The organism is Kitasatospora sp. NPDC087314, assembly GCF_044744365.1.
Lineage (GTDB): Bacteria > Actinomycetota > Actinomycetes > Streptomycetales > Streptomycetaceae > Kitasatospora.
Map to the genome: position 1 here is coordinate 231,035 of NZ_JBIUYE010000016.1, position 24,569 is coordinate 255,603.

Below are 24,569 nucleotides of genomic sequence, written 5' to 3' on the forward strand. Positions count from 1 at the left end.
ACGCCAGCCAGCCTAACCGGATCAATCGAAGGTGGACAGGGACAGGGAGGCGCAAACCCGCAGGATGATCGGTCCGTCCTGGACACCATGTCCAAACCGGAGCGTCAGGTTCACTCTCAGCCCATGTGCGGGTAACCGTGGTGGATCGACGGCACGAAGGTCTCCTTGATCGCGCGGGCCGAGGTCCAGCGCAGGAGGTTCTGGGCGGAGCCCGCCTTGTCGTTGGTCCCGGAGGCCCGGCCGCCCCCGAAGGGCTGCTGGCCGACGACCGCGCCGGTCGGCTTGTCGTTGATGTAGAAGTTCCCCGCGGTGAAGCGCAGCTCCTCGACCGCCTGGGCGATGGCGTAACGATCCTGCGCGATCACCGAACCGGTCAGGCCGTACGGCGCACCGGAGTCGACCCGGCGCAGCACGTCCTCCCAGCGGGCGTCCTCGTAGACGTGGACGGCCAGGATCGGACCGAAGTACTCCGTCCGGAAGATCTCGTTGCGGTAGTCGGAGGAGACCAGCACGGTCGGCCGGACGAACCAGCCGATCGCGTCGTCGTACTGGCCGCCCGCCGCCAGCTCGATCGTCGGATCGGCCTTGGCCCGCTCGATGGCGTCCCGGTTCTTCTCGAAGGCGCGCCGGTCGATCAGGGCGCCCATGAAGTTGGAGAGGTCCGTGACGTCGCCCACCGTGAGCGCGTCCACCTCGGCCAGCAGCTCGTCCTTGATCTTCTGCCAGAGGCTGCGGGGCAGGTAGGCGCGGGAGAGCGCCGAGCACTTCTGACCCTGGTACTCGAACGCGCCGCGGATCAGCGCCGTCTTCAGGATCGCCGGGTCTGCCGAGCGGTGGGCCAGCAGGAAGTCCTTGCCGCCGGTCTCGCCGACGATCCGCGGGTACGTCCGGTACCCGCCGATGTTGGCGCCGACGGTCTGCCAGAGCGACTGGAAGGTGGCGGTGGAGCCGGTGAAGTGCAGCCCGGCGAGCGCCGGGTCGGCGAGGGCGACCGCGGAGAGCTGGAGGCCGTCGCCGGTGACCAGGTTGACCACCCCGGGCGGCAGGCCAGCCGCCTCCAGCAGCCGCATCAGGTGGTGCGCGGCCAGGGTCTGGGTCGGCGCGGGCTTCCAGACCACGGTGTTGCCCATCAGCGCGGGCGCGGTGGGCAGGTTGCCGGCGATCGCGGTGAAGTTGAACGGCGTGACCGCGTAGACGAAACCTTCCAGCGGGCGGTGGTCCACCCGGTTCCAGACGCCCGGCGAGGAGATCGGCTGCTCGGCCAGGATCTGCCGGGCGAAGTGGACGTTGAACCGCCAGAAGTCGATCAGCTCGCAGGCGGAGTCGATCTCGGCCTGCTGCGCGGTCTTGGACTGGCCCAGCATGGTGGCCGCGTTGAGGGTCTCCCGCCAGGGCCCGGCCAGCAGGTCGGCGGCGCGCAGGAAGACCGCCGCCCGGTCGTCGAAGGACAGCGACCGCCACTGCCGGCCCGCGGCGAGCGCCGAGTCCACCGCCGCGCGGGCGTCCTCCCGGGTGGCGTTGCCGAGCACCCCCAGCTTGGCGGCGTGGTGGTGCGGCTGGACGACCTCGATCCGCTCACCGCCGCCGAACCGCTGCTCGCCGCCGATGGTCATCGGCAGCGGGATCTGCTCGGCCGCCAGCTCGTCCAGCCGCCGGACCAGCCGGTCCCGCTCCGGACTGCCGGGCGCGTACCCCTGCACCGGTTCGTTGGCCGGGTGGGGCACCTCGGTGACTGCGTCGATCGGCATGGCGGCTCCGTCCTGCTGGCTGCTCGGTGGCAGGGCCCGTCCTGATCCACCCGACAGGCCCCAGGACAAGCCCTAGTCCAGCCTGACCAGCGACGGCGCGATCCGCCCGTTCAGACACGCGGACGGCGGACGTGGCGCCCGCCACGCCCACCGGGGCCGATCAGGGCCGCCCCAGCCGCCCGGCCAGCTCGACCGCCTCGGACAGGCTGTCCACCACCGGCACGCCGAGCGGCTCCAGCTTCTCCCGGGTGTGCGAGCCGCCGGTGTAGAGCACCGCGTGCGCGCCCGCGCTCAGCGCCGCCAGGGCGTCGTCCGCGGCGTCGCCGATCAGCACCGTCCGGGCCGGGTCCACCCGCTCGCCGAGCGCGGCCAGGTGCCGGGTCAGGTGCTCCGCCTTCTGGCCGCCGGACGGGCCGCTGCGGCCGTCCACCCGCAGGAAGCTGCCGGTCAGGCCGAAGGTGTCGACCAGCGGCAGCAGCTTCTCGTGCTCGTACATCGACAGCAGCGACTGGCTGTGCCCGGCCTCCCGCCAGCCGTCCAGCAGTTCGCGCGCGCCGTCCGTCAGCCCGCAGGCCGGGCTCAGCTCGCGGTAGCGGTCGTGGAAGGCGTCGTCCAGCCGCAGCCACTCCTCCTCGGACGGCGACCTGCCGAGCAGCCGCCGGTAGAACCGGGGGATCGGGATCTCGTACTGCTCGCGGTATTCCTGCATGGTCATCGGCCCGACGCCGATGGTCGCGAACGCGGCGTTGCTCGCGCCGAGCACCGCCTCCATGTCGTGGAAGAGCGTGCCGTTCCAGTCCCAAACGATGTGAGTACGCACGCGGGGAACGGTAGACCCGACCACCGACACACCGGTAGGACGGGGCTCACGCGCCCGCCTCGCCCACTGCCCGGTGGTCAGGCGGTCAAGCGGTCAAGCCAGCAGGCCGGGGATCTCCTGGGTGGCGAACCAGAGCAGGTCGTGGTCCTCGGCGCCGTCCACGGTGAACTGGGCGTCCTGGTCACCCGCGTCGGCCGCGGCCACCGCCGCCACCGCCGCCGCGACGTCCTCGACCACCTCGCCGTCGGCGACGTCCGCGTGCACCGCCGCGGCCTTGGCGAGCCGCACCGGGCCGGCCAGCACCACGCGGCCGAGCGAGGCCTGGTCCTGGTACTCGTCGCCGGGGAACGGCCGGACGGCGGAGTCGGCCACGTCCAGGGCCACCACGACCCGGCGGCGCGGGGCGTCCGGGTCGGCGGCCAGCAGCCGCAGGGAGGACTGCGCGGCCCGGTTCAGCGCCGCGTACTCCAGCTCCTCCAGGTCGTCACTGACGTACCACTCGCGCAGTGCGGGCGTCACGGCATAGGCCGCGGACTGCTCCAGGGCACCACCCGGGTGCGCCGCCGCCAGGCCGTTCAGGGTGGTGGGCACGTACACGCGCATCGGTGGCACTCTCCGGTTCGTCCTGCAGGGGTTCGTCCTGCGGGGGTTTGTCCAGCGGCTCAGCTTCCAGCGCCCCCAGAATAAGCGCCGCCGGGCCGGGCGTGATCACCTCGGGCGGTCTTACTCATCGGGCGGCCCGCAGGGCCTCCCGGCTGCTCTGCAGGGCGCTCTCCAGCACCGTGTCGCGGCGGGCCGGGTCCATCATGTTCGGGCCCATCACGGCGAGGTCGGCCGGCGTCGGCGCGAGCAGCCGCACCCGGACGCCCTCGGCCCGCAGCAGCGCGGCCTCGCGCAGCAGCTGCCGGGTGACGGCGCGGCGGTAGCGGCTGACCAGCTGGGCCAGGACGCCGCGTGGGCGGTCCCGGTCGGCGCGCCACTCGCGCAGCCCGGCCAGGGTGCCGCGGGCGGTGCCGCCGGTGCCGCCGGCCCCGTCGGTACGGTCGGCGCGCGGGCGCAGCCGCAGGGCCATCGGGGCGAGCACGTACACCTCGTCCAGACCGCGGCCGAGCAGCAGGTCGGCGTTGGTGGCGGACCAGCAGCCGCCGTCCACGTACGCCGAGCCGTTCAGCCGTACCGGGGCGAACCAGCCCGGGATCGCGCAGGAGGCCATCACCGCGTCGGCGACCGCGACCGCCGGGGCGTCCGGGTCGCCGAAGACCACCCGGTGGCCGTTGCGGTAGTCCACCGCCGCCACCCGCAGCGCCGCGGCCCCGGCGCCACCGTCCGCGTCCGGGAGCGGCCAACCGCCCGGGCCGAGCAGGCCGCGCACCAGCTCGCCGATCGGGGCCAGCGAACCCCGGCCGTGCGGCGCCATCGCCGACACCATGGTCAGCAGCGGGTACTCGCGCGGGTGCCGGACGGCGTCCCGCAGCAGGCCGGGCGAGCCGATGCCGGCCCGGGGTCGGGACGGCAACGCGCCGCCGGCGGCCGTGTCGTAGTCGAAGGCCACTCCGACCAGCGGGCCGTCGGTGATCGGCAGGCCGCGCTGGTGGTCGCGCAGCTGCTCGACGCGGACCCCGCCGGTCAGCATCGCGCCGAGGATCGAGCCCGCCGAGGTGCCGAGCAGCACGTCGGCGCCGCCCGGCCGCCAGCCGGTGGCCTCCTCGACGGCGCACAGCGCGCCGACCGTCCAGGCCGCGCCGAGCATCCCGCCGCCGCCCAGCACCAGCCCGCGCCGCGGCGCCTCCCCGGCGGGCGGGGCGGTGCCCGCGGCCGCCGGGGCCGGCACCGCAGCTACCCGTGTCGTCATGGCGGCCGCCCGTCGTGGTGGGGGCGGCTGGCCCGCTCCCCGCAGTTCCCGATCAGGATCCGATGGTGCGCGCGGACGGCCGGGCTACGCAACGGGGGCGGCGCCGCAGGACCCCCGGTCCGGCGCATCGGACCGTCCTCTTTCGGACCGTACGACCCGTCCGCGCACGTCAACCGGGCGCCGTGCGGTGGCGCGGCGGACCCGTCACCGCACTGACCTGTTCACCCGGATAGGTGAACTTGCCAGCCGGTCCGGGGGCACCCGCAAAAGCCCTTGCCGCACCGCGCGGAGCACCGCTAGCAAGGACCCGTCCGTACCCGCACCACCCCGCCGAGGAGCCCACCGTGACCGCACCGCTCACCGCCCGCCCGCACCGTCGGCCGCGCACCGCCGCCGGCCAGCACCCGGTCGCCCACCACCAGGTCGCCCACCACCCGGCAGGCCGACACCCGGCCGGACGCCGACCGCGCCACCCCCGTGCCACCTGTACGGACGCGGGCGGCCACGACCCCCGGGCGCTGGCCTCCCGCTTCGCCCACCAGCTGGTCGAGGTGCTCACCGGCGCCCGGCCCTCCGGCCAGCTGATGCGGCACACCAGTCTGGACGGCTACGGGCAGCTCGCCTCCCTGGTCCGGGCCGGCGCGCTGCGCCGCGGCGGCGTCGCCGACCGGCCCCGGCTCGGCCCGGTCCACGACCGGTCGCCCTCGCCCGACGCGGTCGAGGCCTGCGTCCGGGTCGACCTCGGCCGGCGGCACCACATGGTGGCCTTCCGGCTGGAGCAGCGCGGGACGGCCGGGCAGTGGCAGTGCACCGCCGTGGAGGCCCGATGACCAGCCCGGCCATCGCGGCCCGCACAGCCAGGACCTACGACACCGCCAGGACGGCCACCACGGCCACGCGGCGGCACGGGACGCACGGGACGGCACAGGGCGCCGCCCCCGTCCGGGAGCGGCGCCCTGTGCGGCGTCCTGCGGCCTGCTCAGCCCTTGCGGCGGCGGCCCTTGGCCGACTTGGCGGCCTTGCGCCGCTCGGCGCGGGTCAGCCCGTCGCCCTCGTCCTCCGGCGCGAGGTCCTCGAAGTCGCCCTCGATGACACCGCCGCCGACCTCGTCCGAGGGGGCCGTGTAGTGCAGCCGCTGCGGCTTCGGGGCCTCCAGGCCCTTGGCCTTGATCTCCGGACGGGCGGCGTCCTTCTCCAGCTTGTCGAGCACCACCTCGGCGTCCTCGACCGGGACCTCCTCGACCTGCTGCTCGACCTGGACCTCCAGGTTGAACAGGTAGCCGACGGACTCCTCCTTGATCCCCTCCATCATCGCGGTGAACATGTCGAAGCCCTCGCGCTGGTACTCGACCAGCGGGTCGCGCTGCGCCATGGCCCGCAGGCCGATGCCCTCCTGGAGGTAGTCCATCTCGTAGAGGTGCTCGCGCCAGCGACGGTCCAGCACCGACAGCACGACCCGGCGCTCCAGCTCACGCATGATCTCGGAGCCGAGCTGGTCCTCGCGGGCACCGTACTGGGCCTGGATGTCCTCCTGGACGACCTTGATCAGGAACTCGGAGGTCATCCCGGCGGAGCCGCCGGCCTCCTCCTCCAGCTCCTCCAGGTCCAGGGTGATCGGGTAGAGCTGCTTGAGCGCCGTCCAGAGCTTCTCCAGGTCCCAGTCGTCCTCGAAGCCCTCGCCGGTGGCCGCCCTGACGTAGGCCTCGACGGTGTCGTCCATGAAGTGGCCGACCTGCTCCTGCAGGTCCTCGCCCTCCAGCACGCGGCGGCGCTCGCCGTAGATGACCTCGCGCTGGCGGTTCAGCACCTCGTCGTACTTGAGGACGTTCTTGCGGATCTCGAAGTTCTGCTGCTCGACCTGGGTCTGCGCGGAGGCGATCGCCCGGGTGACCATCTTGGACTCGATCGGCACGTCCTCGGGCACGTTGGCCATCGACAGCACGCGCTCGACCATGCCGGCCTTGAACAGGCGCATCAGGTCGTCGCCCAGCGACAGGTAGAAGCGGGACTCGCCCGGGTCGCCCTGACGGCCGGAGCGGCCGCGCAGCTGGTTGTCGATCCGGCGGGACTCGTGCCGCTCGGTGCCGAGGACGTAGAGGCCGCCGGCCTCCTTGACCTCGTCCTGCTCCGCCTTGACCGAGGCCTTGGCCTTCTCCAGCGCGGCCGGGAACGCGGCCTCGTACTCCTCCGGGGTCTCGGTCGGCGTGAGCCCGCGCTGCGCCAGCTCGGCCGCCGCGAGGTGGTCGGAGTTGCCGCCGAGCATGATGTCGGTACCGCGGCCGGCCATGTTGGTGGCGACGGTCACGGCGCCCTTGCGGCCCGCCTGCGCGACGATCTGCGCCTCGCGCTCGTGGTGCTTGGCGTTCAGCACCTCGTGCGGGATGCCGCGCTTGCGCAGCTCCTGCGACAGGTACTCGGACTTCTCCACCGACACGGTGCCGACCAGCACCGGCTGGCCCTTCTCGTGCTTCTCGGCGATGTCCTCGACCACGGCGGCGAACTTGGCCGGCTCCGACTTGTAGATCAGGTCGGGCTGGTCGATGCGCAGCGGGTCCTTGTTGGTCGGGATCGGCACCACGCCGAGCTTGTAGATCTGGTGGAACTCGGCGGCCTCGGTGGTGCCGGTACCGGTCATGCCGGCGAGCTTGCCGTACAGGCGGAAGAAGTTCTGCAGGGTGATGGTGGCCAGCGTCTGGTTCTCGTTCTGGACCTCCACCCCCTCCTTCGCCTCGATCGCCTGGTGCATCCCCTCGTTGTAGCGGCGGCCGGCCAGGATGCGGCCGGTGTGCTCGTCGACGATCATGACCTCGCCGTTCATCACGACGTAGTCCTTGTCCGCCTTGTACAGCTCCTTCGCCTTGATGGCGTTGTTCAGGAAGCCGACCAGCGGGGTGTTCACCGACTCGTACAGGTTGTCGATCCCGAGGTAGTCCTCGACCCGGGTGACGCCCTCCTCCAGGATGCCGACGGTGCGCTTCTTCTCGTCGACCTCGTAGTCGCGGTCGATCTTCAGGCGCAGCACCAGCTTGGCGAAGTCGGCGTACCACTTGGTCGCCTGGTCGGCCGGGCCGGAGATGATCAGCGGGGTACGGGCCTCGTCGATGAGGATCGAGTCGACCTCGTCGACGACCGCGAAGTTGTGGCCGCGCTGGACGAGTTCGTCCTTCGACCAGGCCATGTTGTCGCGCAGGTAGTCGAAACCGAACTCGTTGTTCGTGCCGTACGTGATGTCCATCGAGTACTGGTGCTTGCGCTCGGCGGGCGTCATGTTGCCCAGGATCACGCCGACTTCGAGGCCGAGGAAGCGGTGCACCCGGCCCATCCACTCCGAGTCGCGCTCGGCGAGGTAGTCGTTCACGGTGATCAGGTGGACGCCCTTGCCGGTGAGCGCGTTCAGGTACGCGGGCAGGGTGCCGACGAGGGTCTTGCCCTCACCGGTGCGCATCTCGGCGACGTACCCGTAGTGCAGCGCCGCGCCGCCCATGAGCTGGACGTCGTAGTGCCGCTGGCCGAGCACGCGCTTGGCGGCCTCGCGGACCGTGGCGAAGGCCTCGGGGAGGATGTCGTCCAGGGTCTCGCCGTCCGCGAGCCGCTGCTTGTACTCGTCGGTCAACGCGCGCAGCTCGGCGTCGGTGAGGTTGACGAAGTCCTCTTCGATGGAGTTGACCTGGGCAGCAATCCGCTGCAGCTTGCGAAGGATCTTGCCTTCGCCGGCGCGCAGGATCTTGTCGAAGACGGACACTTGAGCGGGCTCCTTGCCTGTATTGGCACTGGACGACTGCACGGGGGGTCCACCCCACCGCACGGGCCATCGTATGCGAGGAGTCCAATGCCCCGGGAGGTGCGTCAGCACGGTATTCCCGTGTCACCCGCACGAGCACTTGATCCGATAGCACCGCCCACCGGGGCAAACCGGTCAACCGGCCGAGGAGTTGGCTCCATAATCGGATGCCGGAATTCCCCTTCCCCCGGAATAATCCGCCCATGGAAGAGCCCCGTACCGAGCCCGTCACCCTCACCACCGACCGCCTCGTCCTGCGGGCCCCGCAGGAATCGGACGTCGACGCGATCTTCGCCGCCTGCCAGGACCCGGAGATCCAGCGCTGGACGGTGGTCCCGAGCCCGTACCGGCGCGCGGACGCCGAATACTTCGTCCGCGACCTCGCCGCGAACGGCTGGCGCACCGGCGAGAACCGGATCTGGTGCGTGTTCGAGCGCCGCTCCGGCGCCCTGGTCGGCTCCCAGGGCCTGGTGCTGCGCCCCGGCGACCCGGGCTCCGCCGAGGTCGGCTGGTGGGCGACGAAGGAGTTCCGCGGCCGCGGCTACACGGTCGAGGCCGCCCGCGCGGTCGCCCGCCACGGCCTGGTCGGGCTCGGCCTGCGCCGCCTGGAGTGGCAGGCCTACGTGGGCAACGAGGGCTCCCGCGCGGTGGCCGAGAGGGTCGGCTACCGCTTCGAGGGCACCCTGCGCGCGTACGCCGAGCAGCGCGGCGTCTTCCACGACGCCTGGATCGCCTCGCTGATCGCCTCGGACCTCCCGGACCTCCCGGACCTGCGGCCCTGACCCCTCGGCGCCGCGCCCCGGCCGGTTGTCGGTACCCCGGACTACCCTCGCCGACATGACCGCCCTGCCTGCCGCCGGCTCCCCCGCCGGCCCGCCGCCCGCCACCGTCCTGAGCGCCGACGAAGCCCGCCGGATCGCCCTCCGCGCCCAGGGCCTGCTCGGCGCGCCGGACCGCCGGGCCGGGGTGCGCGGGGTGCTGCGCCACCTGGGCGCCGTCCAGTTGGACACCATCTCGGTCCTGGCCCGCTCGCACGAGCTGGTGCCGTACGCCCGGCTCGGCGCGGTCGGCCGCCCGGCCGTCGAGGCGGCGTACTGGGGCGCGGGCGCGAGCTTCGAGTACTGGTCGCACGCGGCCTGCATCCTGCCGGTCGAGGAGTGGCCGCTGTTCGCGTTCCGGCGCCGCCGCTACCGCGACCGGGGCCACCTCTGGGGCCACCAGGTCACGCCCGAGACGTACCGTCACGTGCTCGACAAGCTGCGCGCCGAGGGACCGCTGACCTCCACCGAGCTGGGCGGCGCCAAGAAGACCGCCGAGTGGTGGGACTGGTCGGACACCAAGATCGCGGTCGAGCGGGCGCTGGCCTTCGGCGACGTGGTCTGCACCGAGCGCCGGAGCTGGAAGCGCGTCTACGCGCTGGCCGAACAGGCCATCCCCGACGCGCTGTTCGGGCAGGACCGGGCCGACCGGGAGTGCGTGCGCACCCTGGTCGCCCAGGCCGGAGCCGCGCTCGGCGTGGCCACCCGGACCGATCTGCTGGACTACCACCGGCTGCGCGCCGAGGAGCTGGACCCGGTGCTCGCGGACTGCGGACTCGTCCCGGTCGAGGTGGCCGGCTGGGGCCCGGACGGCGCCCCGGCCCCGGCCTGGGCCGACCCGGTCGCGCTGACCGCCCCGCGCGGGCGCCACCGCACCACGCTGCTCTCGCCGTTCGACTCGCTGGTCTGGGACCGTGCGCGCACCGAACGGATCTTCGGCATGACGCACCGGCTGGAGGCCTACACGCCCAAGCACAAGCGGGTGCACGGCTACTTCGCGATGCCGCTGCTGGCCGGCGGCCGGCTGGTGGGCCGGGTCGACCCGGCCCGGGAGGGGCGCACCCTGGTGGCCCGTCAGGTCTCGCTGGAGTCCGCCCGGCACGTCGAGGCGCTCGCGGCGGCCCTGCGCGAGGCGGCCGCCTGGGTCGGCTGCGACGACGTCCGGATCGAAGCCCTGCACGATGAGCGGCTGCGCCCGGCCCTGGAGAAACTCCTCGCAGGCTAGCCCTAGGGGCGTGTCCGGCGGACACGCCCTGAAATCCGGGCGCCGCCCCGGTCACCCTATTTCGAGGATCTTCTCGCGCATCGCGTACACCACCGCCTCCATCCTGGAGTGCAGTTGGAGCTTCTCCAGGATGTTGCGCACGTGGTTCTTCACGGTGTTCTCGCTGATGAACAGCTCCTTGGCGATCTCCCGGTTGTTCATCCCGGTCGCCACCAGCTTCAGCACCTCCAACTCCCGGTCGGTGAGCCGGGGTGCGGGCACCAGGTCCCGGTCGTCGGAACGGCGCTGGATCATCGACTTGAACTCGGTGAGCAGCTTGGACGCCATCGACGGACTGATCTGGGACTGCCCGTCGGCCACCGCTCGGATCGCGGTGGCGACCTCGTCGGTGGAGATCTCCTTGAGCAGGTAGCCGGTGGCCCCCGCCTTGATCGCCTCGTAGAGGTCGGCCTCCTCGTCGCTTATCGTCAGCATGATGATCTTGGTGCTGGGCGCCACGTCCTTGATCGCGGTGCACGCCTCGATCCCGCTGCGACGCGGCATCCGGACGTCCATCAGGATGATGTCGGGCAGCAGGTCGGCGGCCTTCAGCACGGCCTCGGCACCATCACCGGCCTCGCCGACGACCTTGATGTCCGGCTCCTCCGCGAGCACGATCTCCAGCCCCCGGCGGAACAGCGCGTGGTCGTCCACGACCAGCACGCGGATCGGCTCACCCCGGTGCGGCGCGTACGCGGGTTCCTCCTCCGGTCCTGGTGACAGTCCGGTGACCGGCCCCGTAGCGGGCCCCAGCCCGAAGTGATCCCCCATCCGCTCCTCCCCCTTCGCGGGACGTCGTGCGCCAATCATTCCACGCCCCGCAGCCCGCAAGGTCACGCTCCGGCGCCGATTGGCCTGCTTCGGGTGACCCCTGGGGCCGGCCCTCGACCCCCGTTCGAGTCGCCCTGCCCCGAAACGCCGGTGACCCCGGCAGCCACGGCCGCCGGGGTCACCTCTCCCACACTGCTCGGACGGTCAGTCCTCGTCGTCGTTCGCGCCGATCGCCCCGCCCGCACCACTACCCGAGCCGGCCGACGCGTCGGTCTGCAGGTGGATGACGCCGTAGTGGTAGCCGTGACGGCGGTAGACGACGCTCGGCAGGCCGCTGTCCTTCTCGACGAAGAGGTAGAAGTCGTGGCCGACCAGTTCCATCTCGTAGAGCGCCTGGTCCAGCGCCATCGGGGCGGCCGGGTGGGTCTTCTCCCGGACCACCAGCGGGCCTTCGCCCTCCACTTCCAGGGATCCCATCATGGTCTTGCGGACGGCCCCGTTGGTCTCGCCCTCCGGCGCCGTCGTGTCCGGCAGCGCGGCCAGCGCCGCGGTCGCCTCGGCGACGCTGATGGGGGTGCGGCCGCCGTTGCCGCCCTTGTGCACCCGACGCCGGTCTGCGGACTTGCGCAGCTGCGCGTCGAGCTTCGCCGAGGCCAGGTCGAGCGCCGCGTACGGGTCGCCGGCGGCGGCTTCGGCCCGGATCACCGGCCCGCGGGTACGGAGAGTGATCTCCACCCGCTCGGACCGGTCGGCCTGCCGCGGGTTGTGCTCCTTGGACACCTCGACGTCGAGGCTGATCACCTTGCCGTCGAACTTCTGGACCTTCTCCAGCTTCTCGGCCACGTGCTCGCGGAACCTCTTGGGCACCTCGGTCTTGCGGCCCTTGACGACGATGTCCACGCAGAACTCCGATCCCTCGTGCTGACGCCGATCCGGGTGCTACCGGACCGGACTGAGACCCAGCTGGACCAGCCCATCCACTGCCGGCCCCCCGCCCCCGCCGCCAGCGGCGGGAAACGACTGGCCCTCACCTCACTTCCTCCCCACCAGGGACGGTTGAAACCCCCTGTGGGCTTATCGAACACCTCACACGGGCTTTTCGCCTCCCCAGGCGAGGCCACGGGTATGACCCGATACTGCGGGCAGGGCGGTCAAGCTGTTCCACCCTCTCTACCCTCCTGCGAGTGAAGCATGGGTAAATACCTGGACAACACCCCCCGTACGGCGCATCCTTTGCTCACTCTCCGTGCCTGCCGCCGCCAGGAGCAGCCGTGCCGCCCTCCCCCACCCCCGTCCGTCCGCCGTCCGCCCAAGGGCCGTTCGGCCACGCACTGGCCGGGCTGCTGGACGTCCTGCTCCCCGCCCGCTGCGCCGGCTGCGGCACCGAACGGACCCAGCTCTGCCCGGCCTGTCGGCACGCCCTGGCCGCCGCCCGGCCCGGCCCCACCCTGCTGCCCTGGGCGCACGCCGCCGCCCCGTACGCCGACCCCGTCCGGCAGTTGCTGCTCGCCCACAAGGAGCGCGGCGCGCTGCGACTGGCCGGCCCGCTCGGCGAGGCGCTCGGCCGGGCCGTCCGCTCCGCCCTGGGGCCGCGCGCCGGGTCCGCGCCGCTGCTGCTGGTCCCGATGCCCTCGGCCCGCGCCGCCGTCCGCGCCCGCGGCCACGACCCGACGCTGCGGCTGGCCGGGGCCGCCGCCCGCGCGCTGCGCCGGGCCGGCCTGGACGCCCGGGCGGAGCCGCTGCTGCGGCACGCCCGCCCGGTCGTCGACCAGGCCGGGCTGGGCGCGGCCGAGCGGCGCCGCAACCTGCACGGCGCGCTGACCGTGCTGCCGCGCGCCCGGCGCGGCCTGGCGGGGCGTCAGCCGGTCCTGGTGGACGACCTGGTGACCACCGGCGCCAGCCTCGCCGAGGCGGCCCGGGCGCTGGCGGACGCCGGGCTGCCCGCCCGGGCCGCCGCCACGGTCGCCGCCACCGTGCACCGGACCGGCTGAGGCAGCGGTCCGGGACAGGGCGCCGGCACCGGGCGGCCCGGCGGAGCGTCAGCCCGCGTAGAAGAAGGAGCCGGCCTTGTCCGTCAACTGGACCTCCCGCCACTGACTGCCGATCAGGCGGTAGATCTTGCTGTTGCCCACCGCGAGCACCGAGGGTGCCTGGGCCAGGACGTTGCCCCGGGACTCGGAGGCCGAGACGGTGAGCATGCTCTCCCCGCCCTGCAGCTTGGCGTCGGCGTTCTGCGAGCCGTCGGTGCTGATGTAGTACAGCTGCTGGATCCGGTCGGCCTCCTTGCCGAGCACCAGCAGTTGGTCCGACTCCGCCCAGGAGACCGAGACGACGTCGGTGAGCCAGGGGGCCGCCCGGCGCAGGCCGGTGATCCGCGCGGTCGGTGCGTCCGGGGTCCCGCCGTGCACCACCAGGCCGAACAGCAGCGAGCGGCCGGGCGCGCCCGCGGTCTTGACCACCAGGGCGACCCGGGTGCCGTCCGAGGAGATCCGCAGGGCCTGCACGGTCTGCCCCTCCAGCCCCTCGACCGCGACGGGGTACGCCCGGTTGCCGCGGACCATCACCACCCGCGGGCCCTGCGGGTTGCGGTCCACCACCCAGAGGTCGCCGCGACCGTCCCAGCTGGGCGAGGCGAGCCCGTCCTCCTTGTCGGCGGTCTTCACCGGCGAGGTGACCACCGGGTCGGGCGTCGTCACCGGGCTGTCCGCCAGCGGCACCGAGTAGAGCTGGTGGCCGTCCCCGCTGATCGCGGCGGCCCGGGAGCCGTCCCGGTTGACGGAGATCTCGCCGAGCGGGGCCTTTCCGGCCGGCTGCGGCTTGCCGAGGGCGCCGCGCACCGGTTCGCCGCTGCGCTGCTCGTCGGTGACCATCAGGACGCCGTTGTCGGCCCGCTGGTAGTACTGCTGCGCGGGCAGCGGCCCGGCCAGGGCGCCGGGGCCGGTGGCCGGCAGGTCGTTGCGGCTCGCGAAGCACGTGCCGCGCTGGCCCTTCAGCTCCAGCCGCTCGACCTGCCCCTTGCCCTGGTCGGCGAGGGTGTAGAAGAGCTGGGTCGCCATCCGCCGGCAGGACACCGGCTCGCTGACGTCCGCCCCGCCGAGCTGCACATGGGCGACCCGGCCGTCGTCGACGCTCACCCGCTCGACGGTGGCGCCGCTCGGGAAGGAGGTCCGGGCGACCGGCGCGAGCCAGGTCGAGGGCCCGGCGACCAGGGCCTTGGCGGCCGCGGTCAGCGGGTCCGTCCGGCGCCGCAGGTAGATCGGGTCGGGGACCAGCACCTGCTGGCCGGCGCTTCCGGTGGCGGTCGAGGACGGGTCCGGGGTGGTGTAGAAGTACCGGTCGACCTGGCGGTAGCTGTTGTTGAAGTTGGTCTCGTTCATGATCACGCCGGCCGGCAGCTTGTCGATCCGCCACTCGCCGTCCTTCTGCCGGACGAAGGTGAAGTCGGACGAGACGTCCTGCCGCCCGACCAGGACGTACGAGTGCCGCTCGTCGATCCTGGCGACCAGTGCCCCGGTCACCGTCCCGGAGATCCTGGTGTCGGCGTCGGTGACCTCCTGGCCGGCCGGGAGGTTCGGGGTGGCGGCGGAGAGCACCTGGACGCCGGCGTCCGGGTTCCAGTGCGCGGCGGCGTCCTCGGTGAGGTACTGACGCGCGGTCTCGTACCCCTCGTCGGCGGTCACCGCGTCCAGGAACCCGGTCAGCAGGGCGCGCGGCTTGGCGCCCTTGGCCGGCGCCACCGGGTAGACCTTGGCCTGCAGGTTCTTGTCGGCGGCCCCCTGCGACAGCTCCACCTTGGAGATGCCGCCGGAGTCCGGCATGGCCGCGCAGCCGCTCGCCACCAGGGCGCCGAGCACCACGCCGGCCACCGCCACGAACCGCGGCTCAGTCCTGCTGCTCGTCCTTCGCACGCTGCGACCCCTCCAGGTCCGTCCCACCCGTCACGTCCGGCTCCGCCGTCCGCTGCGCCACCGACGGCCGTCCGCGCGTCGGGTCCACCATCACCTGGGCGCCGGTGGCACCGTACCCGGCCCCCGCCGCCCGAACGTCCGAGGGGTCCGAGCGCGGCCCCTCGGGCAGTCGGCGCTTGCCCACCGGGCCGATGTTCAGCACCCCGCCGAGCCCGCTGCCGAAGGCGTTGACCGGCCCCTCCGGCGTCTCCGTCGGCTCCTCGGCGGCGGTCATCGCGGTCGCGCCGGACGGGCTGATCGCCCGCCGGTACGGCATGCCGTAGGTGCCCAGGCCGCGGTTGTTGCGGGAGTCCTCCGGCTCCAGCCGGAACGGCGCCCGGCTGATCTCGCCGCCGCGGGTGCGCGGCAGGGTGAGCCGGAAGTGCGAGCCGCCACCGGGCTCGCCCCAGGCCTGCAGCCAGCCGCCGTGCAGGTGCGCGTCCTCGACCGCGATGGACAGGCCGAGGCCGGTGCCGCCGGTGGTCCGCACCCGGGACGGGTCGGCCCGCCAGAAACGGTGGAACACCCGGGACGCCTCGCCCGGCTTGAGGCCGATGCCGTAGTCGCGCACGCCGACCGCGACCGCGCCGTCCGCCGAGCCCAGCCGGACCACCACGTCACGGCCCTCGCCGTGCTCCAACGCGTTGACCACCAGGTTGCGCAGGATGCGCTCGATCCGTCGGGAGTCCACCTCGGCGACGACCGGCTCGCCGTCGCCCCGGATCACCACCGCGCTGCCCTTGGCCTGCGCCAGCGGGTCGGCGGCCTCCACCACCCGGGCGACGATCTCGCGCAGGTCGACCGGCTCGCCGTCCAGGATCGCGGCGCCGGCGTCGAAGCGGCTGATCTCCAGCAGGTCGGCGAGCAGCGACTCGAAGCGGTCCAGCTGGCCCTGCAGCAGCTCCGCCGAGCGGGCCGCCATCGGGTCCAGGTCCTCGCGGCTGTCGTAGATGAGGTCCGCGGCCATCCGGACGGTGGTCAGCGGGGTGCGCAGCTCGTGCGAGACGTCCGAGACGAAGCGCCGCTGCACCCGGGAGAGCTCCTCCAGCTGGCGGATCTGCGCCTGCAGGGCGTTGGCCATCCGGTTGAACGACTCGCCGAGGCGGGCGATGTCGTCCGTGCCGGTGACCTTCATCCGCTCTTCCAGGTGCCCGTCGGCGAGCCGCTCGGAGATGCCGGCGGCCATCCGGACCGGGGTGACCACCTGGCGCACCACGACCCAGGCGATGCCGCCCATCAGGATCACCACGAACACGCCGGCGGTCGCCAGGGTGCCGGTGATCAGGTTGAGGGTGTCGGTCTCCTGGCCGAAGGAGAACACGTAGAACATCTGGTAGGTGTTCCCGGCCGGGCCGACGAACTGCATGCCCAGGGCCAGCCCGGGCTCGCTCCGGTCGTCGACCCGGTGGATCCGGGCCGGCTGGTCGAACATCTGGCCGGGATCGGCGTAGACCTTCTCCCGCAGGCCGTCCGGGACGCTGCTGGGCAGGATGTCGCCCGAGTAGCGCGGCGCGAAGCCGGTCTCCGGGACGATGGCGTCGGTGCCGGAGGCCATCGCGATCACCGAGTAGACGGTCTGCCCGCTCGCGGCCAGGTCGTTGACCTGCCGCAGCAGCCAGGTGCCGGTCTCCTCGGTGGTGGGGTCGGGCGTGCCGCCGACCCGCAGCCGCTGGTCCTTCGCCTCGTCGATCTTCTTCAGCTCGGCCTGGAAGCCGATCCGGGCCTGCTCGCGGGCGGCCGCCATCTTGGTGTCGAGCAGGCCGGTGCGCACCTGCGCCATCACGACCACGCCGAGCACCAGGACGACCGCGATGGACGCGAGCAGCGAGACCGCCACCACCCGCAGCTGGATCGACCGGCGGTACAGCACCGTCACCCGGCGCGCCGGACGCCGCAGCTGACGGGTCAGCATCGCGTACGCGGCCGCCCGGCGCCGACGGCGGGTGGTCGAGCTCAGCACGGACCCGCGAACGGCGTCGGCCCCGTCGGTCGCGGAACCCGACGGGGCTTGGTCGGACGGGTGCGTCACGTCAGCTGGGTCCGGCCTTGTAGCCGACGCCGCGGACGGTCACCACGATCTCGGGACGCTCCGGGTCCTTCTCGATCTTGGACCGCAGGCGCTGCACGTGGACGTTGACCAGGCGGGTGTCCGCCGCGTGCCGGTAGCCCCAGACCTGCTCCAGCAGCACCTCGCGGGTGAACACCTGCCAGGGCTTGCGGGCCAGCGCGACCAGCAGGTCGAACTCCAGCGGGGTCAGCGGGATGCCCCGGCCGTCCCGCTTCACCGAGTGGCCGGCCACGTCGATCACCAGATCGCCGATGGTCAGCTGCTCGGGCGTCGGCTCCTCGGCGCGGCGCAGCCGGGCACGCACCCGGGCCACCAGCTCCTTGGGCTTGAACGGCTTGGTGACGTAGTCGTCGGCGCCCGACTCCAGGCCCACCACGACGTCGACCGTGTCGGTCTTCGCGGTCAGCATGACGATCGGGATGCCGGACTCCGCCCGGATCTGCCGGCAGACGTCGATGCCGTCCCGACCGGGCAGCATCAGGTCCAGCAGGACCAGGTCGGGCTTGGTCTCCCGGAACGCGGCTAGCGCCTTGTCCCCATCCGCGACGAAAAACGGCTCAAAACCCTCACCACGCAACACGATGCCGAGCATCTCGGCCAGTGCGGAGTCGTCATCAACGACGAGGACGCGTCCCTTCATGCGTCCATCCTCTCATTACCGGATTGTGACCTGCCGCACAGCAGTGCCAATGCTCCACAACGGCCAACTCCCCCAGCCGGTTAATTCCGTCCATACCGGGCGAATGCGCCCCGTCGGAACGCCTTCGAACCGTCCGCGGCCCACCGCCCGGCCACCGGAGCGCCCCCGTTTCCGATCAGCGACCGGATACCCATGGGGCCGTTCCTGGCCCCATGGCACGATGGGCGCTGCGCGCGGGCGAAAGATCCGCCCGGAACCGCGCCCGTGACGCCCCTCCGAGGAGCAGTGATGACCGACACTCCGGGCTGGGCCTCGCCCGGCTCGTCCGAGCCGCCCCGCGACGACGCCCGGCCCCCGGCCGACGCGCCCGCCGCCGTGCCCGGGCCGTCGGCACCACCCCAGGGCGTACCCGCCCCCGGCTGGAACGGCCAGCCCGGCCGGCCGGGCTGGGGCCAGCAGGCGCCCGGCGGCCCCCACCCGTACGGCTGGGGGGCTCCGCGGAGCCCCAAGCCCGGCGTCATCCCGCTGCGCCCGCTCGGACTCGGCGAACTCCTCGACGGCTCCGTCGCCACCATCCGCAAGCACTGGCGGACGGCGCTCACCCTCTCCCTCGGCATCGCCGTCATCGAGCAGGCCGGCAACGTCGCCGCCAACCTGCTGATCAAGGGCAAGACCGGCGCCGCCACCCAGGTCACGATCATGCTGGCCTCGATGCCGCTGACGGTGCTGGTCAGCGTGGTCGCCACCGCGCTGCTCACCATGGTCGTCAGCCGCGCCGTCCTCGGGCAGTCCGCGACCGCCGGTGACGCCTGGCGCGACGCCCGTCCCCGGCTGCTGCAGCTGCTCGGGCTGACCGTGCTCACCGGCCTGATGTCCGGCGGCGTGGTCCTGCTCGGCTTCAGCCCCTGGTACTTCTACTCCTCCGGCTCGGCGGGCGCGTCCGGGACGGCGGCCCTGCTGTTCCTCGTCGGCTTCCTGACCATCCCGGTCGGCCTCTGGCTGTGGATCCGGTTCAGCCTGGCCGCCCCCGCCCTGATGCTGGAGAAGCAGGGCGTGCTGACCGCGCTGTCCCGCTCCCGGCGCCTGGTGCGCGGCTCCTGGTGGCGGATCTTCGGCATCTCCCTGCTCGGCGAGGTGCTGACCTTCATCGTCGCCATGGTCATCGCGATCCCGTTCCGCTTCATCGGGCTCGTCCTCGGCTTCAGCGACTTCAACAGCCAGGTCGACGTCAACAGCGCGGCCGACCGGCCCACCGCGATGCTGATCACCACCGCGATCGCCGGCATCATCGCCGCCACCCTCACCATCCCCTTCAGGGCCGCCCTCGGCGTCCTGATCTACGTCGACCAGCGGATCCGCCGCGAGGCCCTGGACATCGAACTCGCCCGCGCCGCCGGCTCCACCGAGCCCGGCGCCGCCGGCTGGGGCGACCAGTCCGGCCAGACCCCCGCGGCGAGGCGCTGAACCGGATGCCTACCTGGGGGGACAGGCTCCTCGCCGCGGGCGGCGCCCCGGTCACCGTCCCACGTGACCCGGCGCGCGACGCCGCCCGCGACGAGCTGCTCAACGCGGATTACCACAAGCACGACCCAACCGTCCTGGAACGGGTCATGACCTGGCTCAACGACCGGATCACCGGCGCGCTCGACGCCATCTCCGGCAACGGCACCAACGGCACCACCGGCCTGGTGCTCTTCCTGATCGTCGCCCTGCTGATCGGCGCCGCGCTCTGGTGGCGCCTCGGCGCGCCCCGGCGGGCGGCCCGCACCGTCCTCGGCGTCTACGGCGTCGAGGGCCCGCGCAGCGCCGGCCAGTACCGGGCCGACGCCGAACGGCACGCCGCCGCCGGGCACTGGACCGAGGCCGTCCGCGAGCAGATGCGCGCCCTGGTCCGGGCCCTGGAGGAGCGCACCCTGCTCGACGTCCGCCCCGGCCGCACCGCCGACGAGGCCGCCGCCGAGGCCGGCCGGGCCCTGCCCGAACACGCCGCAGCCCTGGCCGCCGCCGCCCGAACCTTCGACGACATCGCCTACGGCGAGCGCACCGCCGACCAGGCCGCGTACCAGCTGCTACGCGAGCTCGACCGGACCCTGGAGCGCGCCCGCCCGGCTCTGGGAGGAGCGGCATGACCGGCACCACCCCCGCGCCACCCGCCCCCCGGTCGCCCGCGGACGCCGGGCCCACCAGCCCGCCCCCCGCCGGCCCCGACCCCGATCCCGATCCCGCCGGGACGGCCACGACCAGCCTCGCCCTGACCGGCCGCGGCCTCTGGCGCCGGGCCCGCTGGTACCTGGCCGTCCTCGCCGTCCTGCTGATCGGCGCCACCGCCGTCGCCGCCATCGGCCAGGACCGCCGCTACCCGCCGCTCGACCCCCGCTCGTACGACCGGGACGGCGCCCACGCCGTCCTCGCGCTGCTCGAACACCAGGGCCTCAAGACCGACCTCACCGCCGACCCCACCGGCCACCCGACCGGCGCCGACACCCTCGTCCTGCCCGAGCCCGACCTGCTCAGCCCCGCCGAACTGCGCGCCGTCGCCGCCGCCCGGCACAGCCGGCTCGTCCTCATCGCCCCCGGCCCCGCCGCGCTCAGCGCCCTGGCCCCCGGGATCCGCTCCTCCGAGGAGGACGGCGGAGCGCCCTACGCCTCCGTTCGCAGCACCGCCGCACAGTGCTCGCTCACCGAGGCCGTCCGGGCCGGCACCGCCGGCATCGGCGGGATGCTCTACACCAACGGGAGCCGGGGCGAGGGCTGCTACCCGCGCGGCCACGGCTACCCGCTGGTCAGCACCCCGGCCGTCGGCGGCGACGTCATCGTGCTCGGCACCGGCGCCTTCCTGCACAACGAGGAACTCGCCAAGGACGGCAACGCCGCGCTCGCCCTCGGCCTGCTCGGCTCCCAGCCCCACCTCACCTGGCACCTGCCCGACTACACCGCCCCGCTCCCCCAGGGCACCCGGAACAAGACCTTCGGCGACTACGTCCCGGACGGCTGGCGCTGGGCCGGCTACCAGCTCGCCATCGCCGCCGTCCTGACCGCCCTCTGGCGCGGCCGCCGACTCGGCCCGGTGATCAGCGAGAACCTGCCCGTGGTGGTCCGCGCCGCCGAGACCACCGAGGGCCGCGCCCGGCTCTACCGCCGTGCCAAGGCCCGCGGCCGCGCCGCCGAGGCCCTGCGCCGGGCCACCGCGCACCGCCTCGCCCCGGCCCTGGGCGTCCCGCTCCAGGCCGGCGAGCCCGACCCCGACACCCTCTGCGCGGCCGTGGCCGACCGCCTCCCCGAGCAGCCCGCCGGAGACGTCCGGGCCCTCCTCTTCGGCCCGCCCCCGACCGACGACGCCGCACTGCTGCGGCTCGCCGACGACCTCGACGCCCTCGAAAGGCAGGTACGGAACCCGTGACCGAACAGGCCACCGCCACCCCCTCCAGCACCCCCGACACCGCCACCGACCCGCGCGCGGCGCTCACCGCCCTGCGCGCCGAGATCGGCAAGGCCGTGGTCGGCCAGGACGCCGCCGTCACCGGCCTCGTCGTCGCCCTGCTCTGCGGCGGCCACGTCCTGCTGGAAGGCGTCCCCGGCGTCGCCAAGACCCTGCTGGTCCGCACCCTGTCCACCGCGCTCAGCCTGGACACCAAGCGCATCCAGTTCACCCCCGACCTGATGCCCGGCGACGTCACCGGCTCCCTCGTCTACGACGCCCGCACCGCCGAGTTCTCCTTCCAGCCCGGCCCGGTCTTCACCAACCTGCTGCTCGCCGACGAGATCAACCGCACCCCGCCGAAGACCCAGGCCGCCCTGCTGGAGGCCATGGAGGAGCACCAGGTCACCGTCGACGGCGTGCCGCGCGCGCTGCCCGTCCCGTTCCTGGTCGCCGCGACCCAGAACCCGGTCGAGTACGAGGGCACCTACCCGCTGCCCGAGGCCCAGCTGGACCGCTTCCTGCTCAAGCTCGTCCTGCCGCTGCCCGACCGCGACCAGGAGTTCCAGGTCCTCTCCCGGCACGCCGCCGGCTTCGACCCCCGCGACCTCGCCGCCGCCGGCGTCCGCCCGGTCGCCGGGCCCGCGCACATCGCCGCCGCCCGCGCGCAGATCGCCAAGCTGACCGTCTCCCCCGAGGTCCTCGCCTACATCGTCGACCTCTGCCGGGCCACCCGGCAGTCCCCGTCGCTGTCCATCGGCGTCTCGCCTCGCGGTGCCACCGCGCTGCTCGCCGCCTCGCGCGCCTGGGCCTGGCTCGCCGGCCGCGACTACGTCACCCCGGACGACGTCAAGGCCCTCGCCCTGCCCACCCTGCGGCACCGCGTCGCGCTGCGCGCCGAGGCCGAGATGGAGGGCGTCACCGCCGACTCCGTCATCCAGGCCGTCCTCGCCCAGACGCCCGCCCCCCGCTGAACCACCGCCCGTTCCCTAAGGAGCGCACCGCATGGCCCTCACCGGGCGAACCGCCCTGCTCGCCGCGCTCGGCACGCTCGTCGTGGGCCTGTTGCTGCCGTCCTGGGCCGGGATCGGCCTCGTCACCGGCACGGTCCTGCTCGCCGCCGTGATCGACCTGGCGCTCGCCGCCCCCGTCCGTGGCCTGCGGCTCGGCCGGGGCGGCGACACCACCGTCCGGCTCGGCGAGCCCGCCTCCGTCGAACTGACCGTCACCAACCCCTCCGGGCGCCCCCTCCGAGCCAGGATCCGCGACGCCTGGGCCCCGTCCGCGTGGCGGCCCGGCACCGCCGAGGCCGCCTCCCGGCACACCCTGCTCGTCCCCGGCGGCGAGCGGCGACGAGCCGTCACCGTGCTCACCCCGACCCGACGCGGCGACCACCACGCCCGCCGGGTGACGGTCCGTTCACTCGGCCCACTCGGCCTGGCCGGCCGTCAGGGATCCCACGCCCTGCCCTGGACGGTCCGCGCGCTGCCCCCGTTCGCCAGCCGCAAGCACCTGCCCTCCCGACTCGCCCGACTGCGCGAACTCGACGGCCGCACCTCGGTCCTGACCCGCGGCCAGGGCACCGAGTTCGACTCCCTGCGGGAGTACCTGCCCGGCGACGACGTCCGCTCCATCGACTGGCGGGCCAGCGCCCGCCGCAACACCGTCGCCGTCCGCACCTGGCGCCCCGAACGCGACCGGCACATCCTCATCGTCCTCGACACCGGACGCACCTCCGCCGGCCGGGTCGGTGACGCCCCGCGCCTGGACGCCGCCCTCGACGCCGCCCTGCTGCTCACCGCCCTCGCCACCCGCGCCGGCGACCGCGTCGACCTGCTCGCCCACGACGCCCGCAAGCGCGTCGCGGTGGCCGGCAGCTCGGCCAGTGAGATCTTGCCGGCCTTCACCAACGCGATGGCCTCCCTGGAACCGGCCCTGCACGAAACCGACATGCGTTCGCTGGTCTCCACGGCCCTGAAGATGGCGCCGCACCGCTCGCTGATCGTCCTGCTCACCGGCCTCGACGCGGCCCCGGTCGAGGACGGCCTGCGCCCACTGCTGCCGCTGCTCACCAAGCGCCACGAGGTCGTCCTGGCCTCCGTCGCCGACCCGCACCTGGACGCCCTCGCCGCCGGCCGCGGCACCCTGGAAGCCGTCTACGGCGCCGCTGCCGCCGAACAGACCCGCGCCGACCGCCGCGCCACCGCCGAGCGCCTCACCCGCCACGGCGTCACCGTCCTCGACGCCGCCCCCGCCCAGCTCGCCCCCGCCCTCGCGGACACCTACCTCGCGCTCAAGGCCGCCGGCCGGCTCTGAAACCTCCTCCGCACCAGACCACTTGGAGCGTGCGGGGGCGTTGCTAGCCTCTTCCGCATGATCGGGAAGGACCCCAAGCTCCGGATATCCAGCTTGCTGGGGCCAAGCGGCCCGCAGCGCGCTCTCATCGTCGCGAACTCCGTCAGCCGGGTGGGCAACGGGCTGTTCAACACCGCTGCGGTGCTCTACTTCACGCTGGTGGTGCACCTGCCCGCCGCACGGGTCGGTATCGGTCTCACGATCGCCGGGCTGGTCGGGCTGATCCGCGTCCCGAACTACCAGCCCCTTCCCCGGCCCAAGGACCACCACCGCTGGGCCGTCCTGTCCGACCGTCCGTTCGTGTCCTTCGTCGCGCTCTACGGCGCGATGGGCCTGCAGTACGAGACCGTCTCCCTGCTGCTGCCGATCTGGCTCTCCGCCCACACCGGAGCGCCCCGCTGGACCGTGGCGGCGGTCTACGCGGTCAACAGCGGGGTATGCGTGCTGTTCCAAAGCAGGATCGGCTCCCGGGTGGAAACGCCGCGCGAGGGCGGCCGGGCGTTCCGCCTCGCGGGGCTGCTCTTCCTGGTCAGCTGCCCCTTGATGACCCTGACCGCGGACGTCCCGGTCTGGATCGCGCCAGGGCTCGCCATCCTCGCCGTCTGCGTGCACAGTCTCGGAGAGGTATGGGAGTCCTCCGGCGGCTTCGCGCTCGGCTTCGGCCTCGCCCCCGACCACGCCCAGGGGCAGTACCAGGGCCTCTTCGGCATCGGCTTCGACGCCGGGCAGGCCCTGGCTCCGGCGGTCCTCACGACAGCGGTCCTCGGACTCGGACACGCAGGCTGGCTGCTGCTCGGCGCGTTCTTCGCGGCTCTGGGCGCGGCAGGCCCGCCGGTGGCCGCATGGGCGGAGCGCACTCGCCGGTCGAGCCACGACACGGCCCGCGCGGCACACGGTCAGCCCGACAAGGCCCCCCTTCCCGACAGCGCCTAGTTTCCACGGGCTCTCAGCGGCTGAAGCCCTGCCCACCCCGAGCGGGCTGCCGAGATGGTCCGGAAATGCGAAGAACCCCCATCCGGTTTCCCGGATGGGGGTTCTTCTGAATGATTGTTCGGCGGCGTCCTACTCTCCCACAGGGTCCCCCCTG

20 protein-coding genes are annotated in these 24,569 nt (G+C 73.5%); 10 read left to right on the forward strand and 10 right to left on the reverse strand.

The annotated features are described in order from the left end of the window. Nucleotides 1-116: 116 nt before the first annotated feature. From pruA to ACIO5E_RS31795, 4 genes are all read right to left on the reverse strand, one after another. Nucleotides 117-1,742 carry an L-glutamate gamma-semialdehyde dehydrogenase gene (gene pruA / locus ACIO5E_RS31780; RefSeq protein WP_400674567.1) on the reverse strand — a complete coding sequence of 542 codons (1,626 nt, stop codon included), beginning with the start codon at nt 1,740-1,742 and terminating at the stop codon, nt 117-119. 166 nt (nt 1,743-1,908) lie between these two features. Beyond that, entirely contained in the window at nt 1,909-2,568 is a 660-nt protein-coding gene (locus ACIO5E_RS31785) for an HAD family hydrolase (RefSeq protein ID WP_400674509.1), read from the reverse strand. A 93-nt stretch (nt 2,569-2,661) separates the two neighbouring features. Then, a complete protein-coding gene (locus ACIO5E_RS31790; RefSeq protein ID WP_400674511.1) occupies nt 2,662-3,171 on the reverse strand; it encodes a DUF6912 family protein in 510 nt (169 codons plus the stop codon). A 124-nt stretch (nt 3,172-3,295) separates the two neighbouring features. Further along, the gene (locus ACIO5E_RS31795) at nt 3,296-4,420 is read right to left on the reverse strand and encodes a patatin-like phospholipase family protein (protein WP_400674514.1); all 1,125 of its coding nucleotides are present in this window, start codon (nt 4,418-4,420) and stop codon (nt 3,296-3,298) included. A gap of 344 nt (nt 4,421-4,764) precedes the next feature. Between ACIO5E_RS31795 and ACIO5E_RS31800 the strand changes: the two genes are divergently transcribed. Beyond that, nucleotides 4,765-5,250 carry an Rv3235 family protein gene (locus ACIO5E_RS31800; RefSeq protein ID WP_400674517.1) on the forward strand — a complete coding sequence of 162 codons (486 nt, stop codon included), beginning with the start codon at nt 4,765-4,767 and terminating at the stop codon, nt 5,248-5,250. A gap of 149 nt (nt 5,251-5,399) precedes the next feature. Here ACIO5E_RS31800 and secA read toward each other — a convergent pair whose 3' ends face one another. Further along, nucleotides 5,400-8,162, reverse strand: a complete 2,763-nt coding sequence (gene secA, locus ACIO5E_RS31805) for a preprotein translocase subunit SecA (RefSeq protein ID WP_400674520.1) — start codon at nt 8,160-8,162, stop codon at nt 5,400-5,402. 242 nt (nt 8,163-8,404) lie between these two features. Here secA and ACIO5E_RS31810 point away from each other — a divergent pair, with 242 nt between their 5' ends. Together ACIO5E_RS31810 and ACIO5E_RS31815 are read left to right on the forward strand one after the other, a co-directional pair. Next, entirely contained in the window at nt 8,405-8,983 is a 579-nt protein-coding gene (locus ACIO5E_RS31810) for a GNAT family N-acetyltransferase (protein WP_400674523.1), read from the forward strand. Nucleotides 8,984-9,038: 55 nt separating this feature from the next. After that, nucleotides 9,039-10,244: a winged helix-turn-helix domain-containing protein gene (locus tag ACIO5E_RS31815; protein ID WP_400674526.1), complete on the forward strand. Its 1,206-nt coding sequence runs from the start codon at nt 9,039-9,041 to the stop codon at nt 10,242-10,244. Nucleotides 10,245-10,295: 51 nt separating this feature from the next. Here the strand turns inward: ACIO5E_RS31815 and ACIO5E_RS31820 are convergent, their stop codons facing one another. Together ACIO5E_RS31820 and hpf are read right to left on the reverse strand one after the other, a co-directional pair. Next, nucleotides 10,296-11,054: a response regulator transcription factor gene (locus ACIO5E_RS31820; RefSeq protein WP_079135841.1), complete on the reverse strand. Its 759-nt coding sequence runs from the start codon at nt 11,052-11,054 to the stop codon at nt 10,296-10,298. Between the two features lie 204 nt (nt 11,055-11,258). After that, complete coding sequence (gene hpf, locus ACIO5E_RS31825) at nt 11,259-11,954, reverse strand: ribosome hibernation-promoting factor, HPF/YfiA family (RefSeq protein WP_280680169.1); 696 nt, start codon at nt 11,952-11,954, stop codon at nt 11,259-11,261. A 452-nt stretch (nt 11,955-12,406) separates the two neighbouring features. On the opposite strand from hpf, the gene ACIO5E_RS31830 reads away from it, so the two are divergent. Beyond that, a complete protein-coding gene (locus ACIO5E_RS31830; RefSeq protein ID WP_280680221.1) occupies nt 12,407-13,045 on the forward strand; it encodes a ComF family protein in 639 nt (212 codons plus the stop codon). Between the two features lie 48 nt (nt 13,046-13,093). Here ACIO5E_RS31830 and ACIO5E_RS31835 read toward each other — a convergent pair whose 3' ends face one another. From ACIO5E_RS31835 to mtrA, 3 genes are all read right to left on the reverse strand, one after another. Continuing rightward, entirely contained in the window at nt 13,094-14,962 is a 1,869-nt protein-coding gene (locus ACIO5E_RS31835) for an LpqB family beta-propeller domain-containing protein (protein WP_400674530.1), read from the reverse strand. Beyond that, a complete protein-coding gene (mtrB, locus tag ACIO5E_RS31840) occupies nt 14,937-16,961 on the reverse strand; it encodes an MtrAB system histidine kinase MtrB (protein WP_400674532.1) in 2,025 nt (674 codons plus the stop codon). The genes ACIO5E_RS31835 and mtrB overlap by 26 nt, the downstream gene beginning before the upstream one ends. Nucleotides 16,962-17,031: 70 nt before the next feature. After that, complete coding sequence (gene mtrA / locus ACIO5E_RS31845) at nt 17,032-17,709, reverse strand: MtrAB system response regulator MtrA (RefSeq protein WP_030061806.1); 678 nt, start codon at nt 17,707-17,709, stop codon at nt 17,032-17,034. A gap of 288 nt (nt 17,710-17,997) precedes the next feature. On the opposite strand from mtrA, the gene ACIO5E_RS31850 reads away from it, so the two are divergent. From ACIO5E_RS31850 to ACIO5E_RS31875, 6 genes are read left to right on the forward strand one after another with little or no spacing between them, the layout of a single operon-like run. Further along, nucleotides 17,998-19,173, forward strand: coding sequence for a hypothetical protein (locus ACIO5E_RS31850; protein ID WP_400674535.1), 1,176 nt, complete (start codon nt 17,998-18,000; stop codon nt 19,171-19,173). A 5-nt stretch (nt 19,174-19,178) separates the two neighbouring features. Continuing rightward, a complete protein-coding gene (locus ACIO5E_RS31855; RefSeq protein WP_400674537.1) occupies nt 19,179-19,838 on the forward strand; it encodes a DUF4129 domain-containing protein in 660 nt (219 codons plus the stop codon). Beyond that, complete coding sequence (locus tag ACIO5E_RS31860; protein WP_400674540.1) at nt 19,835-21,109, forward strand: DUF4350 domain-containing protein; 1,275 nt, start codon at nt 19,835-19,837, stop codon at nt 21,107-21,109. Before ACIO5E_RS31855 ends, ACIO5E_RS31860 begins: the two co-directional genes overlap by 4 nt. Continuing rightward, the gene (locus ACIO5E_RS31865; protein WP_400674542.1) at nt 21,106-22,101 is read left to right on the forward strand and encodes an AAA family ATPase; all 996 of its coding nucleotides are present in this window, start codon (nt 21,106-21,108) and stop codon (nt 22,099-22,101) included. Before ACIO5E_RS31860 ends, ACIO5E_RS31865 begins: the two co-directional genes overlap by 4 nt. Nucleotides 22,102-22,132: 31 nt before the next feature. Next, nucleotides 22,133-23,443, forward strand: a complete 1,311-nt coding sequence (locus ACIO5E_RS31870) for a DUF58 domain-containing protein (RefSeq protein WP_400674545.1) — start codon at nt 22,133-22,135, stop codon at nt 23,441-23,443. A 57-nt stretch (nt 23,444-23,500) separates the two neighbouring features. Then, the gene (locus tag ACIO5E_RS31875; RefSeq protein WP_400674547.1) at nt 23,501-24,415 is read left to right on the forward strand and encodes a hypothetical protein; all 915 of its coding nucleotides are present in this window, start codon (nt 23,501-23,503) and stop codon (nt 24,413-24,415) included. Nucleotides 24,416-24,569 lie beyond the last annotated feature (154 nt).

Bases quoted from the DNA above. Each gene is read 5' to 3' on its own strand.
- ACIO5E_RS31820 (WP_079135841.1), bottom strand. From the start codon at position 11,054: ATGGGGGATCACTTCGGGCTGGGGCCCGCTACGGGGCCGGTCACCGGA.
- ACIO5E_RS31860 (WP_400674540.1), top strand. From the start codon at position 19,835: ATGACCGGCACCACCCCCGCGCCACCCGCCCCCCGGTCGCCCGCGGAC.
- ACIO5E_RS31815 (WP_400674526.1), top strand. From the start codon at position 9,039: ATGACCGCCCTGCCTGCCGCCGGCTCCCCCGCCGGCCCGCCGCCCGCC.
- ACIO5E_RS31855 (WP_400674537.1), top strand. From the start codon at position 19,179: ATGCCTACCTGGGGGGACAGGCTCCTCGCCGCGGGCGGCGCCCCGGTC.
- ACIO5E_RS31875 (WP_400674547.1), top strand. From the start codon at position 23,501: ATGATCGGGAAGGACCCCAAGCTCCGGATATCCAGCTTGCTGGGGCCA.
- ACIO5E_RS31870 (WP_400674545.1), top strand. From the start codon at position 22,133: ATGGCCCTCACCGGGCGAACCGCCCTGCTCGCCGCGCTCGGCACGCTC.
- ACIO5E_RS31850 (WP_400674535.1), top strand. From the start codon at position 17,998: ATGACCGACACTCCGGGCTGGGCCTCGCCCGGCTCGTCCGAGCCGCCC.
- ACIO5E_RS31790 (WP_400674511.1), bottom strand. From the start codon at position 3,171: ATGCGCGTGTACGTGCCCACCACCCTGAACGGCCTGGCGGCGGCGCAC.
- ACIO5E_RS31795 (WP_400674514.1), bottom strand. From the start codon at position 4,420: ATGACGACACGGGTAGCTGCGGTGCCGGCCCCGGCGGCCGCGGGCACC.
- ACIO5E_RS31810 (WP_400674523.1), top strand. From the start codon at position 8,405: ATGGAAGAGCCCCGTACCGAGCCCGTCACCCTCACCACCGACCGCCTC.
- mtrA (WP_030061806.1), bottom strand. From the start codon at position 17,709: ATGAAGGGACGCGTCCTCGTCGTTGATGACGACTCCGCACTGGCCGAG.